At 40.2% G+C, this 15924-nt stretch carries 15 protein-coding genes; 3 read left to right on the top strand and 12 right to left on the bottom strand.

From position 1 onward, the window contains the following. Positions 1 to 127: 127 nt before the first annotated feature. The gene (gene rlmE / locus AU255_RS09235) at positions 128 to 751 is read right to left on the bottom strand and encodes a 23S rRNA (uridine(2552)-2'-O)-methyltransferase RlmE (protein WP_080522605.1); all 624 of its coding nucleotides are present in this window, start codon (positions 749 to 751) and stop codon (positions 128 to 130) included. A 56-nt stretch (positions 752 to 807) separates the two neighbouring features. Between rlmE and AU255_RS09230 the strand changes: the two genes are divergently transcribed. Further along, positions 808 to 1122, top strand: coding sequence for a YhbY family RNA-binding protein (locus AU255_RS09230; RefSeq protein WP_080522604.1), 315 nt, complete (start codon positions 808 to 810; stop codon positions 1120 to 1122). 110 nt (positions 1123 to 1232) lie between these two features. Here AU255_RS09230 and greA read toward each other — a convergent pair whose 3' ends face one another. From greA to AU255_RS09200, 6 genes are all read right to left on the bottom strand, one after another. Continuing rightward, positions 1233 to 1709, bottom strand: coding sequence for a transcription elongation factor GreA (greA, locus tag AU255_RS09225; protein ID WP_080522603.1), 477 nt, complete (start codon positions 1707 to 1709; stop codon positions 1233 to 1235). Between the two features lie 152 nt (positions 1710 to 1861). Next, on the bottom strand, positions 1862 to 5080 hold the full coding sequence (gene carB / locus AU255_RS09220; protein ID WP_080522602.1) for a carbamoyl-phosphate synthase large subunit: 3219 nt from the start codon (positions 5078 to 5080) through the stop codon (positions 1862 to 1864). Positions 5081 to 5104: 24 nt separating this feature from the next. Then, positions 5105 to 6232, bottom strand: coding sequence for a glutamine-hydrolyzing carbamoyl-phosphate synthase small subunit (gene carA, locus AU255_RS09215; protein WP_080522601.1), 1128 nt, complete (start codon positions 6230 to 6232; stop codon positions 5105 to 5107). A gap of 321 nt (positions 6233 to 6553) precedes the next feature. Further along, positions 6554 to 7033, bottom strand: a complete 480-nt coding sequence (locus AU255_RS09210; RefSeq protein ID WP_080522600.1) for a flavin reductase family protein — start codon at positions 7031 to 7033, stop codon at positions 6554 to 6556. Then, positions 7021 to 7863, bottom strand: coding sequence for a carboxylating nicotinate-nucleotide diphosphorylase (gene nadC, locus AU255_RS09205; protein WP_080522599.1), 843 nt, complete (start codon positions 7861 to 7863; stop codon positions 7021 to 7023). The genes AU255_RS09210 and nadC overlap by 13 nt, the downstream gene beginning before the upstream one ends. Before the next feature lie 128 nt (positions 7864 to 7991). After that, complete coding sequence (locus tag AU255_RS09200) at positions 7992 to 8567, bottom strand: hypothetical protein (RefSeq protein WP_080522598.1); 576 nt, start codon at positions 8565 to 8567, stop codon at positions 7992 to 7994. 159 nt (positions 8568 to 8726) lie between these two features. Here AU255_RS09200 and ampD point away from each other — a divergent pair, with 159 nt between their 5' ends. After that, a complete protein-coding gene (gene ampD, locus AU255_RS09195; protein ID WP_080522597.1) occupies positions 8727 to 9287 on the top strand; it encodes a 1,6-anhydro-N-acetylmuramyl-L-alanine amidase AmpD in 561 nt (186 codons plus the stop codon). A gap of 19 nt (positions 9288 to 9306) precedes the next feature. On the opposite strand, the gene AU255_RS09190 is transcribed toward ampD, so the two are convergent. The 5 genes from AU255_RS09190 to AU255_RS09170 form a co-directional block, all read right to left on the bottom strand. Next, complete coding sequence (locus AU255_RS09190) at positions 9307 to 9492, bottom strand: hypothetical protein (protein ID WP_080522596.1); 186 nt, start codon at positions 9490 to 9492, stop codon at positions 9307 to 9309. Positions 9493 to 9593: 101 nt separating this feature from the next. Then, complete coding sequence (gene lspA / locus AU255_RS09185; RefSeq protein WP_080522595.1) at positions 9594 to 10061, bottom strand: signal peptidase II; 468 nt, start codon at positions 10059 to 10061, stop codon at positions 9594 to 9596. A gap of 238 nt (positions 10062 to 10299) precedes the next feature. Further along, positions 10300 to 13131: an isoleucine--tRNA ligase gene (gene ileS / locus AU255_RS09180; protein ID WP_080522594.1), complete on the bottom strand. Its 2832-nt coding sequence runs from the start codon at positions 13129 to 13131 to the stop codon at positions 10300 to 10302. Positions 13132 to 13138: 7 nt separating this feature from the next. After that, on the bottom strand, positions 13139 to 14068 hold the full coding sequence (ribF, locus tag AU255_RS09175) for a bifunctional riboflavin kinase/FAD synthetase (RefSeq protein WP_080522593.1): 930 nt from the start codon (positions 14066 to 14068) through the stop codon (positions 13139 to 13141). Between the two features lie 123 nt (positions 14069 to 14191). Beyond that, entirely contained in the window at positions 14192 to 15094 is a 903-nt protein-coding gene (locus AU255_RS09170) for a serine/threonine protein kinase (RefSeq protein ID WP_080522592.1), read from the bottom strand. Between the two features lie 279 nt (positions 15095 to 15373). Here AU255_RS09170 and AU255_RS09165 point away from each other — a divergent pair, with 279 nt between their 5' ends. Then, positions 15374 to 15883, top strand: coding sequence for an exosortase system-associated protein, TIGR04073 family (locus tag AU255_RS09165; RefSeq protein ID WP_080522591.1), 510 nt, complete (start codon positions 15374 to 15376; stop codon positions 15881 to 15883). The last annotated feature ends 41 nt before the right edge of the window (positions 15884 to 15924 follow it).

Genomic DNA, 15924 nt, shown 5'->3' with positions numbered 1-15924 from the left:
TGACCAGAACAGTCCTTATCAAAAATTCATTAGATAGTGATTATATCAGGGTTGTGAACTCTGACTTATCACTATTCTCATTCTGGTTTATCGCAAATAAACCAGTAAATACTTACAATAAGGGCTGTTATTGCTTTTTAAAGCCCTTTGCTAAAATATAAACCTCGTTACTCCGTGCCCTTGAAGACTTAGGTTTTCTTATCAGCACTTTATCAAATGAGTTTGCTACTTGCTTTTTATACGCATCAAAACCAGTCCCTTGAAAGACCTTTACCAGAAATGAACCGCCCTCGACTAAAATAGCCTCTGCAGCCTCTAATGCTAATTCGCACAAATACATCGTGCCAGGCTGATCTATAGCCTTATTACCGCTTAAATTAGGTGCCATATCGGATAAGACCACATCGATAGGAGCTCCATCCAGAATCCTATACAGCTGTTCGTAGACCTCGTTATCCCTAAAATCACCCTGAATAAAATTCACCCCATCAATAGGGTCTATATCCAGAATATCCAGTGCTACAACTTTTTGTTTTTTACCTACAATGCCGCGCACATATTCAGACCACCCACCGGGCGCTGCCCCAAGATCAACAACATTCATACCTGTTTGCACCAGCTTATCTTTTTCGATGATTTCAATCAGTTTAAAAGTAGCCCGCGATCTATAGCCCAGTGCTTTTGCCTTTTTAACATATTCATCATTAAGATGTTCTTGCATCCATTGATTACTACTTTTACTGCGCGCCATATATCATATTATTAGTGTAGAATTGCATTAATTATTTATATTGAAGGAAATACAGAGTGAATTCTGAACAACTGAAACAAATGAAAGCCCTGGCCCATGAACTTAAGCCAGTTATTATGATAGGTCAAGCCGGATTGACAGTAGCAGTACTAAAAGAAATTGAGATTGCACTTGATACTCACGAATTGATTAAAATAAAAATTCGCGCTGAACGAGAAGCTCGAAAACAGATCCAGCAGCAAATCTGCACAGAAACTAAGGCTGAACTCATTCAGGGTATCGGTCAGATTATTGTTATTTATCGCAAGAAACCCGAAGAAGCCAAGAAAAAACCCGCACCACATACCAGAAGAAGAGATGGAACTCGTTAAATAGTAACCTGGTTGGGTTAGAATTTTATGACTGCAGAAATAAATCTAACCCAACTTGCGCCTTTTATTATGAGCTTAAATAAATGCTAATAGCGTTTCATAAAAGTTATTTAAATATACTTAATAGACAAAATCTCATAGTCCACTTCACCGCCAGGCGTTTTAACAGTCACGACATCTTCTTCTTCTTTACCAATTAACGCTCTGGCAATAGGTGATCCTACAGAAATACGCCCTTGCTTAATATCAGCTTCATCTTGACCAACAATTTGGTAAGTCACTTTTTTCTCGGACTCTAAATCTTCAATTTCTACCGTTGCACCAAAAATAACCTTACCTTTAGCATCAATTGTTGTGACATCTATAATTTGTGCATTAGACAATTTTGTTTCAATTTCATTAATACGTCCTTCTGAAAAACTCTGTTGTTCACGCGCAGCATGATATTCTGCATTTTCTTTTAGATCACCATGCGCTCTTGCCGTTGCAATTGCTTCGACTATACGTGGTCGTATCACTGTTTTTAGCTCTTCTAACTCAGCTTTTAACTTGTTAGCTCCCGCTATTGTAAGAGGTACTTTATCCATCCAAAACTCCAAACTTTAAAATTTTATATTCAATCATTTAAAAACAAGGCTCTCAACTTAAGACAGGGTATTATCAAACTTGCAGAACGAGACTTTGGCTCGCCAATAAAATGGCCAAAGCCATGTCCTTAAATTATCCGGATTTATTAATCTTAATGTATTTTTTTATGCAAATCCTGCAAACAATTGACATCACCCGCATCTAATTCACCTAGTGCATAGCAGGCAGCTTTTGCTCCTGCCATGGTTGTGTAATATGTCACATGATGCTGCAATGCTTCTCTGCGCATAGTAAAAGAATCTGCTACTGCTTTAACGCCCTCAGTGGTATTAACAATCAACTGAATCTGATCATTTTTAATCATATCAACGGTATTAGGGCGACCCTCATTTACTTTACAAACTACTTCGCAATCAATTCCAGCCTTCTGAAGTACTTTTGCTGTACCACGTGTAGCAACAATTGCATAATTTTTGGCAATCAGCATTTGTGCTATTTCAACTATTTTAGGCTTATCTGCTTCCCTTATGCTGATTAGCACTTTACCACTATGACTTAAATCTACTCCAGCTGCGCGTTGTGATTTAGCAAAGGCCTCACCAAAGGTTTTGCCAACACCCATGACTTCACCTGTTGACTTCATTTCTGGCCCCAACAAGGGATCTACACCTGGAAACTTAACAAAAGGAAATACGGCTTCTTTAACTGAAAAATACTCTGGAATGCGTTCTTCAGTTATGCCCTGCTCTATTAGTGACTTGCCTGCCATACACAGCGCAGCAATCTTCGCTAAAGGATAACCTGTTGCTTTAGAGACAAAAGGTGCAGTTCGTGAGGCTCGCGGGTTAACCTCTAAAACATAAATGGTTTCACCTTGAATCGCAAACTGGGTATTCATTAAGCCAATTACACCTAGCGCTTCCGCCATTTTTGCAACTTGAATACGCAATTCATCTTGCAAATGTGGCGCTAAATCATAAGGTGGAATCGAACAAGCTGAATCGCCAGAATGCACCCCGGCTTGCTCAACATGCTGCATTAAGCCACCAATTAATAAGGTTTCGCCATCATAAATAGCATCCACGTCCATTTCAATTGCATCATCCAGAAAACGATCCAAAAGCACGGGTGAATCATTAGACACGCTAATCGCATCCTTCATATAACGCTGTAGAGCTTCTTCGTTATATACGATTTCCATACCACGTCCACCTAACACATAAGAAGGACGCACCACTAAAGGAAAACCTAATTCTTTAGCAACATTCATGGCCTGTTCTGATGAAGAAGCCGTGCCATTAGGTGGTTGTTTCAAGTCTAATTTTGTCAGTAATTTCTGAAAACGTTCTCTATCTTCTGCCAGGTCAATCGCATCAGGTGAAGTGCCAATAATGGGCGCACCAGCTGCTTCTAAGGCACGTGCTAACTTTAGTGGCGTTTGACCACCGTACTGCACGATAACACCTTTAGGATTTTCTAGCTGAATAATTTCCATCACATCTTCAAATGTGAGTGATTCAAAATACAAGCGATCTGAAGTATCAAAGTCAGTAGAAACTGTTTCCGGATTACAATTCACCATGATGGTTTCATAACCTGCTTCACGCAATGCTAAAGCTGCATGTACACAACAATAGTCAAACTCGATACCTTGTCCAATGCGATTAGGCCCACCCCCTAAAATAATAATTTTTTCTTTATCCGAGACACGTGCTTCACACTCATGCTCATAAGTGGAATACAGATATGCGGTATCTGAGGAAAACTCTGCGGCACAGGAATCAATACGCTTATATACTGGGCGTATATTCAGCTTATGGCGTGTATTGCGTATATCCGACTCGTTAGTATCCAGCAATTTTGCTAAACGCGCATCAGAAAACCCCTTTTGCTTTAAGCGGAATAACTCTTCACTCTTTATCGTTGCCAGGGTTTTTGTTGCTAAAGATTTCTCCGTCAGTATCAGGTCTTCCACTTGCGCTAAAAACCACAGATCAATTTTGCTAGCCTCATGTATCGTGTCAAGTGACATGCCACTACGAAACGCATCTGCAACATACCATAGTCGTTCAGGTCCTGGATGTCGCATTTCACGCTGCATTCTATCGCTTGCATCAGATTCACTAAAATCTACAATTTCATCTAAACCATCGACACCTATTTCCAGTCCACGCAAGGCTTTTTGTAAAGACTCTTGAAAAGTACGGCCAATCGCCATCACTTCACCTACAGATTTCATCTGTGTAGTTAAACGATCATCCGCTTGCGGGAATTTTTCAAACGTAAAACGTGGTACTTTTGTAACCACATAATCAATTGTGGGTTCAAAAGAGGCAGGAGTCACACCGCCTGTAATCTCATTCTTCAATTCATCCAGTGTATAACCGACAGCTAACTTTGCCGCTACTTTGGCAATTGGAAAACCGGTTGCTTTAGAGGCCAAGGCTGAAGAACGTGAAACTCGAGGATTCATTTCAATGACAACCATACGTCCATCAGCTGGATTTATCGCAACCTGAACATTAGATCCACCAGTATCAACGCCAATTTCACGTAGCACTGCCACGGAAACATTACGCAGAATCTGATATTCTTTATCTGTTAAAGTCTGTGCGGGGGCAACGGTAATCGAATCACCCGTATGTACACCCATCGGGTCAAAATTTTCAATTGAACAGATAATGATGCAGTTATCGTTACGATCACGCACTACTTCCATTTCGAATTCTTTCCAGCCGAGAACAGATTCTTCAATCAATAATTCGTTGGTGGGCGATAAATACAAACCGCGTTCACAAATTTCAACAAATTCTTCTTTATTATAAGCGATTCCTCCACCACTCCCACCCATAGTAAACGACGGTCGAATTACAGTGGGGTAACCAACTTCTGCTTGCGCAGCAAAAGCATCTTCCATGTTATGTGCAGTTTTAGATTTTGCCACTTCAAAACCAAGCCTTCCCATCGCCTGGTTAAATAGCTCTCTATCTTCCGCCATATTAATGGCTTTTTTTGTTGCACCGATCATTTCCACGCCATATTTTTCCAATACACCGTGCTTATCTAAATCCAAGGCACAATTTAACGCTGTCTGCCCCCCCATAGTTGGCAAAACCGCATCAGGACGTTCTTTTTCGATAATTTTTTCGACGGTTTGCCAATCAATCGGCTCGATATAAATCGCATCCGCCATATCCGGGTCAGTCATAATCGTTGCCGGATTAGAATTGACCAAAATAATACGGTAACCTTCTTCACGTAGCGCTTTACAGGCTTGCGTACCTGAATAATCAAACTCACAGGCTTGACCAATCACAATAGGGCCCGCGCCTAATAATAAGATGGATTTTATGTCGGTTCTTTTTGGCATATTAGTATAATTACTCTGCTTTGATTAATTAGCTTGATTCATCATTTCGATAAAGTCATCAAATAATGACTCTACATCATGCGGCCCTGGACTTGCTTCAGGGTGTCCCTGAAAACTCATTGCAGGAATATCGGTACGTGCTATACCTTGCAAGCTGCCATCAAATAAAGAATGATAGGTTGCCGTTAAATTATCGGGTAATGATTTTTCATCAACCGCAAAGCCATGATTCTGACTACTAATCATTACTCGTCCGGACGCTTTTTCTTGCACCGGATGGTTAGCACCATGATGACCAAACTTCATTTTTTCTGTTTTGGCACCACATGCCAAAGCTAATAACTGATGGCCTAAGCAAATACCAAATACAGGTATTTTTTTCTCTAATATAGTTTGAATTGCTGCAATTGCGTATGTGCAAGGTTCTGGATCTCCCGGACCATTAGATAGAAAAACGCCATCTGGATTCATAGCCAAAACATCACCTGCTGGTGTCATTGCTGGCACCACTGTTACTCGACAACCGCGATTAACTAATAAACGTAATATATTACGCTTAACACCAAAATCATAAGCAACAACATGTTTAGTTGGGATACTAGTCTGGGTATAGCCTTGCCCTAAAGTCCAGGTATTTTCCATCCATTCATAAGTCTCCTTAACCGTAACCTCTTTAGCTAGATCCATCCCTTTCAATCCCGGAAATGCTTCTATCGCGGCCTTTGCAAGCGCTGCATCAATCGTGTCACCAGCGATGATACATCCACGTTGCGCTCCTTTATCTCGTAATAAGCGCGTTAATTGACGTGTATCAATATCAGCAATGGCAACCACATTATTGGCCTGCAAATAATCGGATAAGCTTTTTTTAGAACGAAAATTACTAGCCAGTATCGGTAAATCACGAATAACCAGGCCACTGGCAAACACACCAGTCGATTCATTATCTTCATCATTAGTTCCGACATTACCAATATGCGGATAGGTTAAGGTTACGATTTGTTTCGCATATGAAGGATCGCTAAGAATTTCCTGATACCCGGTTAAGGATGTATTAAACACCACTTCTCCAGCCGAACAACCATCCGCGCCTATCGATATGCCATTAAATACTGTTCCATCTTCCAACATTAATAATGCAGGTTTGTTCAATGTAGCCACCTTAAATGTGCAAAACGGGAAGCACCTTGCGGCCCTTCCCGTTATAGAATAAATACGCCCAACAAAAGCGTCACTCGGATAACCGAATTATTTGTTTAATTTTACTGAATTATCAGGGCGCGGTCATTAAGATTTTGAAAAAACCATTTATCTACTATTATATTTCATCTAAATAAGACATCCAAAGTTGGACAAAGGTTTTTCGTCATACTGAAACTCAGATGCATTATCAGCAAATGGATTCGTTACACCTCGCCTATCCTGCTTGCATAATTTTTCTTAAAAGAGAAATTTAATATAACAAAAATAATATTAATATAGCGCAGTACTATTATCCATATTGCCTGTCTCGCTATAAAGCATTGCAGCACCAACATTAAGCTGCCTGGCTTCCAGAACTTCACAGATCACCAACTGGTGATCACCCGCTGAGACTTCATGACTTACTTTACAATCAAAATATGCAAGACTCTCTTGCAATACAGGTGCCCCTGTCACTGCCGCCGCCCAGGTTCCAACTAACATTTTATCGGGAACCCCAGACCGGCCAAAATGTGCGGCCATTTGCATTTGTTCCTGACTTAAGACATTCACGCTACAGACACTGCCTTGTTTAAGTAATTGATAAGAATAGTGCTCGGGATTAATACTGATCGCTAATAACACGGGGGAAAAGGAAACCTGCATCACCCATGCAGCAGTAAAGGCATTAGTTTTATCGCCATCGGCGACTCCAACTACGTAAACGCCTTGAGTAATGTACTGCTGCAGTATACTGTCTATATTATGCATAAGTCTTTCTCCAAAACGATACGCATGGATAAATCTATTGCCTGTACATTTTTAGTTAAAGCACCGACAGAAATATAGTCAACTCCTGTTTCTGCAATCTCGCGAATATTAGTTAATAAAATATTACCCGAAGCTTCCAGAGCACAACACCCTGCTACCTTGTTAACCGCCAACCGCAATTGGGGAATAGAAAAATTATCCAGCATAATTCTGTCTGGTTTAGCTGCTAAAGCCTGTTCCAGTTCAGTCATTGATTCAACTTCAACTTCAACTAATTTATCGCTAATTTGTCTTGCCTGAGCGATTGCCAGAGCAATAGAACCTGCTGCCATAATATGATTTTCTTTAATTAAAATACCATCATACAAACCGATACGATGATTATGGCAACCGCCACAGATTACTGCATATTTCTGCGCGTCACGCAAACCCGGAATGGTTTTACGTGTATCCAGAATTTTACACCCCGTTCCTGCAATTGCATTAGCATATAAGCGAGCTTGTGTGGCAGTTGCTGAAAGTGTTTGCAATAAATTCAGCGCAGTACGCTCACCTGTCAATAATGATCGCGCATTACCTTTTAGTGTGCATAGCAAGGTATCTGCTTCTAACCATTGCCCTTCCTGAACATGCCACTGCACATACAGGTCTGTTTGTAATATTTTAAAAACCGCATTAAACCAGTCTTGCCCACAACACACCATGGCTTCACGAGTGATTATTTCCGCTACAGCCATACTGGTTTCAGGAATAATTAATGCAGTAATATCACCACTGCCTATATCTTCATCCAGAAAAGCTTGAACATTAATAGGGCTTGAATAGGTCATATTTAACGTGGAAATAATAGAGAAAAGCTGCATACAACCTGACTCAAGCCGATAAAACCGCTGGGAGACAGGAGATACGCAGTGCGCTTTTCGCGCAATGAGCTCAAAAACTATAGACTACACAATTGTTATTTTGATGCTTGCAATTTGCTCAGTACAACACTCATTAATTGAGTATCATAATGACGCTTTAGAGTAGAATCTGTAGGGCGAGGCGGCATAGTTGCCTCTGTTTCTGCAACTAACTGCTGAATGACATCACGTTTTAATTCCGCTTCTTCAGGAATATTTGTTTTTTTGCTTGCTGGTATGATTAAGTCTTCAGCAGCAGCGACTTTGCTATCTGCTTTACTGATTACATTTTTATCCTGTTGAGCCGCCAAATTCTGTAGATAATGGCGCCTTAGGGTTGAATCCTCAGGGAATGGCGTTTCCCGACATTCTTTTGTTGCCGTTAAGTTCTGCATATAATGCCGTCTTAACATAGAGTCTTCTGGAATAACAATAGCAGGTTTACTTACCTTTTTTGTTTCTACAGGCTTAGCTTTTACTGGCTCAGGCTCTTGCTCTTGCATAACTTTAGGTTTTGGTGTAACCGTCTGCATCGTTGCAGACTGTGTTACTGAACCTTGTTTTTCTTTTTTTACGCGCAGATAAAACCATGCTGCAACAATCACAGCTAAAATCACCCCAATTTCAATCACAATCTTCCCCTTCTATTACACATATTTTTATTATAATATGGGATTAAAGAACACGCCCAGTGAACGCCCTTAAAAAATACCCATTACTCGAGCAGCATTATTCCATATAATAAAGCGGATAGTAATAGATTTTTTATTCTTTTTAAGCCATAGTTAACAATGAAAATCAACAATCACTGGCTAACATCAGCTCGCAAAACATGCTCGCCAAATTGCGATAACCGTGAAAATGAAAACGATATTTCTCTCATTGTCATACATTGCATTAGCTTGCCAGAGGGGCAATTCGACACGCCTTTTATTGAGCAATTATTTACAAATCAGCTTGATGCCGTGGCTCATCCCAGTTTTACAGAAATATGCAAATTACAAGTATCCAGTCATATCGTAATCCAGCGTAATGGAGCTATGACTCAATATGTCCCATTCAATAAACGCGCCTGGCATGCTGGCGCTTCAGAGTACCATGGACGAACAAAATGCAATGATTTCTCTATTGGCATAGAATTGGAAGGAACAGAATACAGCCCCTATACCGAGGAACAATATTCACAACTTGCTACTTTAATTCAATGCTTAATCCAGTCATATCCAAACCTAAGCCAGAAGGACATAACAGGGCATAGTGATATTGCTCCACAACGAAAAACCGACCCGGGAAAGTATTTTGATTGGGAAAAACTTAATCAGCAGTTAAAAAATTTAGAATTGCTAACTTGAAAAATCCGTAAAGCGGCTATCAAAAAGACTTGACATATCGATTAATAAATATCTCAGCTGACTCGCCTGACTCCAGATAACTATTAAATAGATCCATAACTTCGTTAAGAGAAATATACGCCAAAGCACCATAACCTTTATTTATCATAAAAATTTCATGTAATTGCGCAATAAAATTAATACGCTTTTCTGCTAGTTCAGACATTGTTTTCCTGTTGTTTACTATTTTCGTTTTCTTTAGTAGCTTTTTTATTATCTTTAAGGATTCAAGTAATGAAAAGCTCACCTGTCGCATGAGGGTAGCCATTAACCTTCTTGTTGTTTATGCATAAAAGATTCATATAACATTAAAGCCACTCCAAGTGTAATTGCGGAGTCTGCAATATTAAACACAGGCCAATGCCATACCTGATAATAGACATCAAAAAAATCTATCACATAGCCATAAATAACCCGGTCAATTAAATTACCAATAGCTCCACCCAGAATCAAACCGAGAGAAATTGCCGATAAAGTTTCTTCGGGTTTCAGCCGCTTTAACCAGATGACAATTCCGACACTAATTGATGCGGCAAGTAGTGCAAAGAACCAACGTTGCCAGCCGCCTGCTTCACTTAAAAAACTAAAGGCAGCGCCAAAATTATGCACGTAAGTAATATTAAAACCTGGAAATACCGGCATAGATTGATACAAATTCATATTACTGGCAATCCAGATCTTGCTTAGCTGATCTAATATTACCGCCAAGACAGATAGCCACAGCCATTTCATCATAATCTTCTTTTAAAAAAGGGTGGATAGCTTGTAAAAGTAATATCCACAGTGTGTACTTTAGTTAACCTGCGCCATAATCCAGGCACTTGTGCATAAAATCGTCATTCCTGGTGTTTAATCAGGAGTCAATATTTAACTTCACTGATGCTTGCTAACGGCATACAGGAATAACGAATTCTTAATTTTGCATTATTACAGGCCTGTGTATTAGAAAAACCATGCACTGAAAATAAATAGCTTAGGCAAATTGCCGAACTTCACCCTCACCCGCAACATTTTCCACACAACGCCCACAGAGCTCAGGATGCCCTGCATCAATTCCAACATTTTCTACGTAATGCCAACACCGGACACATTTATCATGCTCAGAGGCACTGATTTTGATCTTTAATCCTTCTAACTCAGTATTTACCGCCCCCTCCTGTGCATCTTGCATAGGCGCAACGAATGCTTTAGAGGTAATAAAAATAAAGTGTAATTCATCCCCTAGTTTATTCAGCACTGAAGCACATTCATCACTGCAATATAACGTTACTTCAGCATTTAATGAGGCACCGATAACTTCAGACTTACGTTTTTGCTCAAGTTCTTTACTGACAGCTTCACGAACGGACATGACTGTTTCCCAATCTGCACCGGAGAGTAAAGCATCCTCTGCCAAGGGAAATAAACCCTGATACCATGTTTCCAATAACACTGACTCACTGCGCTCTCCAGGCATGTACTGCCAGATCTCATCTGCTGTATAACTAGTAATGGGTGCCAACCAACGCACTAATGCTTCCATGACATGGTACATCGCAGTTTGAGCTGAACGACGCGCCAAACCATCTGCTTTTGCAGTGTATTGACGATCTTTAATAATATCCAGATAGAAACCACCTAGATCCATCGCGCAAAAATGATGTACTTTCTGGTTAATAACATGGAATTGATATTGTTCATAGGCCTGTATCACGTCCTCTTGTAATTGGAATGCCCGATCGACTATCCAGCAATCCAATGCCAGCATATCTTCTGCTTGCACACAATGCTGCGCCGGATCAAAGCCATCCAGATTGGATAACAAAAAGCGTGAAGTGTTTCTTAATCGTCTATAGACATCAGATGTACGCGTTAAGATCTCATCAGAAACGGTCATCTCACCACGATAATCTGTGCCAGATACCCAGAGTCGCAAAACATCCGCACCCAGTGATTTCACTACCGTTTGCGGAGCGACTACATTACCGCGAGATTTGGACATTTTTTTTCCATCGGCATCAACAGTAAAACCGTGCGTTAAAACTGATTTATACGGAGCCTCACCATTCATGGCAACTGAAGTTAATAATGATGATTGAAACCAGCCACGATGTTGATCAGAGCCTTCCAGATATAAATCAGCCGGAAAACGCAGTTGCTTACGTTGATTTAATACCGCTTCATGGGTTACACCTGAGTCAAACCAGACATCTAAGGTATCCTGAGTTTTCTCATAATTATCCGCTTCATCCCCTAGCCATTCAGCTTTATCCAAAGCGAACCATGCTTCTATACCTTTTTGTTCTATATGTAGCGCAATATCTTCAACCAGCTTATCTGTTTCCGGGTGTAACTCACCTGTTTCTTTATGCACAAAGAAAGGGATAGGAACACCCCAGGTACGCTGTCTTGAAATGCACCAATCAGGTCTGTTTTCTACCATACCTTCAATTCGGGCTTGTCCCCAGTCAGGTATCCATTGGACTTTTTTTATTTCTTGTAGCGCCTTTTCACGCAACTCACCTTGTTCCATAGAAATAAACCATTGCGGCGTTGCCCGAAAAATAATCGGGGTTTTATGTCGCCAGCAATGCGGGTAGCTATGTAACAATGCTTCGTGGTGTAATAGTTTATGCCTGCTACTTAAAACCTTAACCACATGATCATTAGCAGAGAAGACATGCTCCCCGGCAAATAATTCTGTATTAGGCAAAAATACGCCATTATCGCCAACAGGATTATCAATAGCTAAACCGTAACGTCGACCAACTACATAGTCATCCTGACCATGCCCAGGGGCCGTATGCACAGCTCCAGTTCCTGCTTCTGCAGTCACATGATCCCCTAAAATAATCGGCACTTTACGATGATAAAAAGGATGCATCAACATTTGATTCTCTAGCGCATCACCATTGCAGTAAGCCAGTACACGGCTATTTTCCATGCCATAACGTGCTATGGCATCGTTCCATAATTGACTGACCAGTACCAAGCGCTCTTTTTGTCCATCTTTTTCGCATTGTACAACCACATATTCGTACTTGGGATTTAAACACACTGCCTGGTTAGCAGGCAAGGTCCATGGGGTTGTCGTCCAAATAACCAACGATAATGGCCCTTCACCCTCATGTTCAGGTACGTGATGGCAACTGGCAAAAAATTTCTTTTCATCAATAACTTCAAAACGCACATCAATCGCTGGAGAATGCTTGTCTTCATACTCTACTTCAGCTTCAGCCAAAGCAGACCCACAATCAGTACACCAGTGAACAGGTTTGAAGCCTTTGCTTAAGTGTCCTTTGGCATTGATTTTTCCTAATGAACGAACGATATCAGCCTCAAATTTATAATTCATGGTCAGATAAGGATTATCCCAATCGGCTAAAACACCCAGACGCACAAACTCATCTTTTTGCAATTTGATTTGCTTGGTCGCATATTCTCGACATGCTTTACGAAAAACCTCTGCAGAAACTTTACCTCCAGCTTTGCCCACTTTCTTTTCGACCATTAATTCAATCGGTAAACCATGACAATCCCAGCCAGGCACATAAGGTGCATCATAACCGGAGAGCGTCTTCGACTTTAAAATAATATCTTTCAGAACTTTATTTACCGCATGACCAATATGAATGGCACCATTCGCATAGGGAGGGCCATCGTGCAAAATAAATTGCGGTTTGCCCGCAAATTCAGCTCGAATTTTTTGGTAAAGCTGCGCTTCAGTCCATTTTTTTAAGCGTTCAGGTTCACGTTGCGCCAAATTACCTTTCATTGGAAAGGCTGTTTTGGGTAAGTTTAGTGTCTTTTTATAATCGATGGTCATTAGTTTGCTAAATATGCATTAAAGTCTTGGCTTGTGCAGTATCCAATTGAATCTGCCGTTTTAAATCATCCACTGATTGAAAGCGCATCTCACTCCTTATTTTGTATTTGAAATGCACTTCTACATACTTTCCATAAATATCCTGGTTAAAATCAAACAAATGTGTTTCCAATAACACTTTTGCACCGCCATTAACCGTTGGCTTAGTGCCGACATTTGCTACGCCATATACCGGCTTTTCGCCTATACCTGTCATAGTCACGGCAAATACGCCTTGTATTGGCGTATTTTTTCGTTGCATTTGTATATTTGCCGTAGGAAAACCGATCTTTCGTCCCAGTTTTTCTCCATGAACAACTCGACCACATACTGAATAATTACGCCCTAACATCGACTCAGCACTGGCTAAATCACCATTATTAAGGGCGTCTCTAATCAAAGTACTACTGACCCTACTGCCCTTAACTGAATAAGACGCTGTATCGATCACCTTAAAATTATATTTGTCCCCGGCCTCCTGTAATAACGCAAAATTACCTCGCCGAGCTTTACCAAAGTGGAAATCATCGCCTACGACCAAGTATTTAACATTTAAACGCTGCACTAATATTTCCTGAATAAAATACGCGGGGTCTAAATCTGCAAAACGTTGATTAAAATTGACAATTAGTAAATTATCTACGGGCAAATCCTTGAAATGAATTATTTTTTCTCTTAATCGCGTTAATCGTGATGGCGCGTTATCTTTAAGAAAAAATTCCAGTGGTTGTGGCTCAAATACCATAACGACCACTGGCAAACCTAACAATTGCCCTTTTTCAGCTAACTTGTTGATAACAACACTATGGCCTTTATGTACACCGTCGAAGTTGCCGATTGTAAGCACACATCCAGAAGCAATGGACTGTAGCTTTTGTACACCACGAATTAGCTGCATTCAATTCTGCTTTAGAAAAAACGACTATATTAACATTTTTATAACAAATGAGCACTCAGGATCAACAGAATCGAATTGTTATTGACTCTGAAACCAGACTCCAAAATGCGTTCATCCTATTGCTTAGAGTAAATTTTTCAAAGCATCCTGCAATTCCTGCACCGATTGAGGTCGCTTATCCGGTGCCACTTCCATAGCCCAATCTATAATCATTAGCAGCCTGTTATCAAACTTCCCAGCATGGGCAGTTTGCGCTAAAGGAAAATCATCATGAGCTTCTCGATCCGGCGCTTGCGGCGGCACATTACAATCCAGGCAGGTACGCATGCTAATGCCCACAGCATAGATATCAGAATATGCACCCAAAACACCTGTCGCAGAATATTGCTCTATAGGCGAAAATCCTTTACTTAAAACCTGTGCTTTCTGCTTATTTGTACTCAGTGGAAAAGACTGAATGGCACCGAAATCGAGCAACAATAGATCATTACCAGGACGGATCAATAAATTAGCAGGCTTGATATCTAAATGCAGCATATTATGTTCATGAATCAGATGCAAACCTTCCAGCAATCTACTAAAAATTTGTATTAACCACTGGTTATTAATATTGACTTTTTGCGTTAGTAATAACTTATCCAGAGTAATACCATAAGCATACATCATCACCAGATAAACAGTCGAATTGGCATGAAAGAAATTAACCACCTCTATAATGTTAGGATGTTTCAGTGTTGCCAGCACCTTTGCTTCTTCAATAAATAGGCTTCGCCCGTGTACAAATAATCTTTGTGCTTCATCACTATTTGCGACAATATTATTGTTCCAGGTTCGATGCGCCAGTTTACGTGGTAAATATTCCTTGATCGCTACCTGCACCTGGGTTATACGATGTCTGGCTAAGTAAACTGAACTAAACCCACCATGCGCAATCTCACGCTCGATAATATAGTCATCAACCACGGTACCCGGTTCTAGATAATTCCATTGAGCCGGGTAGGTTCTGGGGTCGTAATATTCAGACATAAAAATCCCTGGCTAAAACGTATCTCTGGTACATTAGCATATTTTCTTTCTATTGATAAAATACTTATTTTTTAGGCTAAAACGATAGCAGAAAAATACGATTAAAACTGCTTATTTGCCTTAACGAGAGCTGATGAAAAAACTATTCTTGCTCTCTATATTTGATTTCAGAGTTTTGCCTCAAAAAACGCCGAACCTATTTTATTCTACTGCGATTTTGTTCCTCAAAAGTTCTGCTATACTAAAAATTAAATAACCAATACATATTAAGGTCCCTTGATGAAATTTAATAAAACAATCGTCTTAGCTCTATTAGCCAGCATTTTGCTATCTTTTTCTTGCATAAGCAACGCAACTGAAGTTGAAACTGGTTCGCAAGAAAATACAACTGGAGCTGAAACTGATTCGCAAAAAAGTACAACAAAAGCTGAAACTGATTCGCAAAAAAATACAACTGAAACAGAAACTGGTTCACAAAAAAAAGCTAAGGATACTTATGGCTCTAAAATAGGAAACAAAACTCTAAGGGCTTTAGCTAATATTTCAGCGGGAGTAATAGAGATCCCCAAAAATATCATCATAGTGTCCAACCGAACCAATCTGTTATATGGTCTCACCGGCGGTACTGGGCTAGGCATACTAAATACAGTTGGACGTATCTCAGTCGGCGTACTTGATCTACTCACTTTTCCCTTGGCGACTAAATCCATTACTCAACCGGTTTATCCCTGGAATCATTATTTAGACGTATATACTGCCTATGACGATATGTTCGTATTGGATTTTTAAAACAAGCAGAGCCAATAGGCAAGTATCATACTAAACACTCT

The sequence above is a fragment of the Methyloprofundus sedimenti genome (assembly GCF_002072955.1).
GTDB lineage: Bacteria > Pseudomonadota > Gammaproteobacteria > Methylococcales > Methylomonadaceae > Methyloprofundus > Methyloprofundus sedimenti.
This window is presented reverse-complemented; position numbering and strand designations above follow the sequence as displayed.

What these genes read in the sequence shown, in the direction of transcription:
- rlmE (WP_080522605.1), bottom strand. Translation starts at nt 751, where the DNA reads ATGGCGCGCAGTAAAAGTAGTAATCAATGGATGCAAGAACATCTTAAT.
- greA (WP_080522603.1), bottom strand. Translation starts at nt 1,709, where the DNA reads ATGGATAAAGTACCTCTTACAATAGCGGGAGCTAACAAGTTAAAAGCT.
- carB (WP_080522602.1), bottom strand. Translation starts at nt 5,080, where the DNA reads ATGCCAAAAAGAACCGACATAAAATCCATCTTATTATTAGGCGCGGGC.
- AU255_RS09210 (WP_080522600.1), bottom strand. Translation starts at nt 7,033, where the DNA reads ATGCATAATATAGACAGTATACTGCAGCAGTACATTACTCAAGGCGTT.
- nadC (WP_080522599.1), bottom strand. Translation starts at nt 7,863, where the DNA reads ATGACCTATTCAAGCCCTATTAATGTTCAAGCTTTTCTGGATGAAGAT.
- ampD (WP_080522597.1), top strand. Translation starts at nt 8,727, where the DNA reads ATGAAAATCAACAATCACTGGCTAACATCAGCTCGCAAAACATGCTCG.
- AU255_RS09190 (WP_080522596.1), bottom strand. Translation starts at nt 9,492, where the DNA reads ATGTCTGAACTAGCAGAAAAGCGTATTAATTTTATTGCGCAATTACAT.
- lspA (WP_080522595.1), bottom strand. Translation starts at nt 10,061, where the DNA reads ATGATGAAATGGCTGTGGCTATCTGTCTTGGCGGTAATATTAGATCAG.
- ileS (WP_080522594.1), bottom strand. Translation starts at nt 13,131, where the DNA reads ATGACCATCGATTATAAAAAGACACTAAACTTACCCAAAACAGCCTTT.
- ribF (WP_080522593.1), bottom strand. Translation starts at nt 14,068, where the DNA reads ATGCAGCTAATTCGTGGTGTACAAAAGCTACAGTCCATTGCTTCTGGA.
- AU255_RS09170 (WP_080522592.1), bottom strand. Translation starts at nt 15,094, where the DNA reads ATGTCTGAATATTACGACCCCAGAACCTACCCGGCTCAATGGAATTAT.
- AU255_RS09165 (WP_080522591.1), top strand. Translation starts at nt 15,374, where the DNA reads ATGAAATTTAATAAAACAATCGTCTTAGCTCTATTAGCCAGCATTTTG.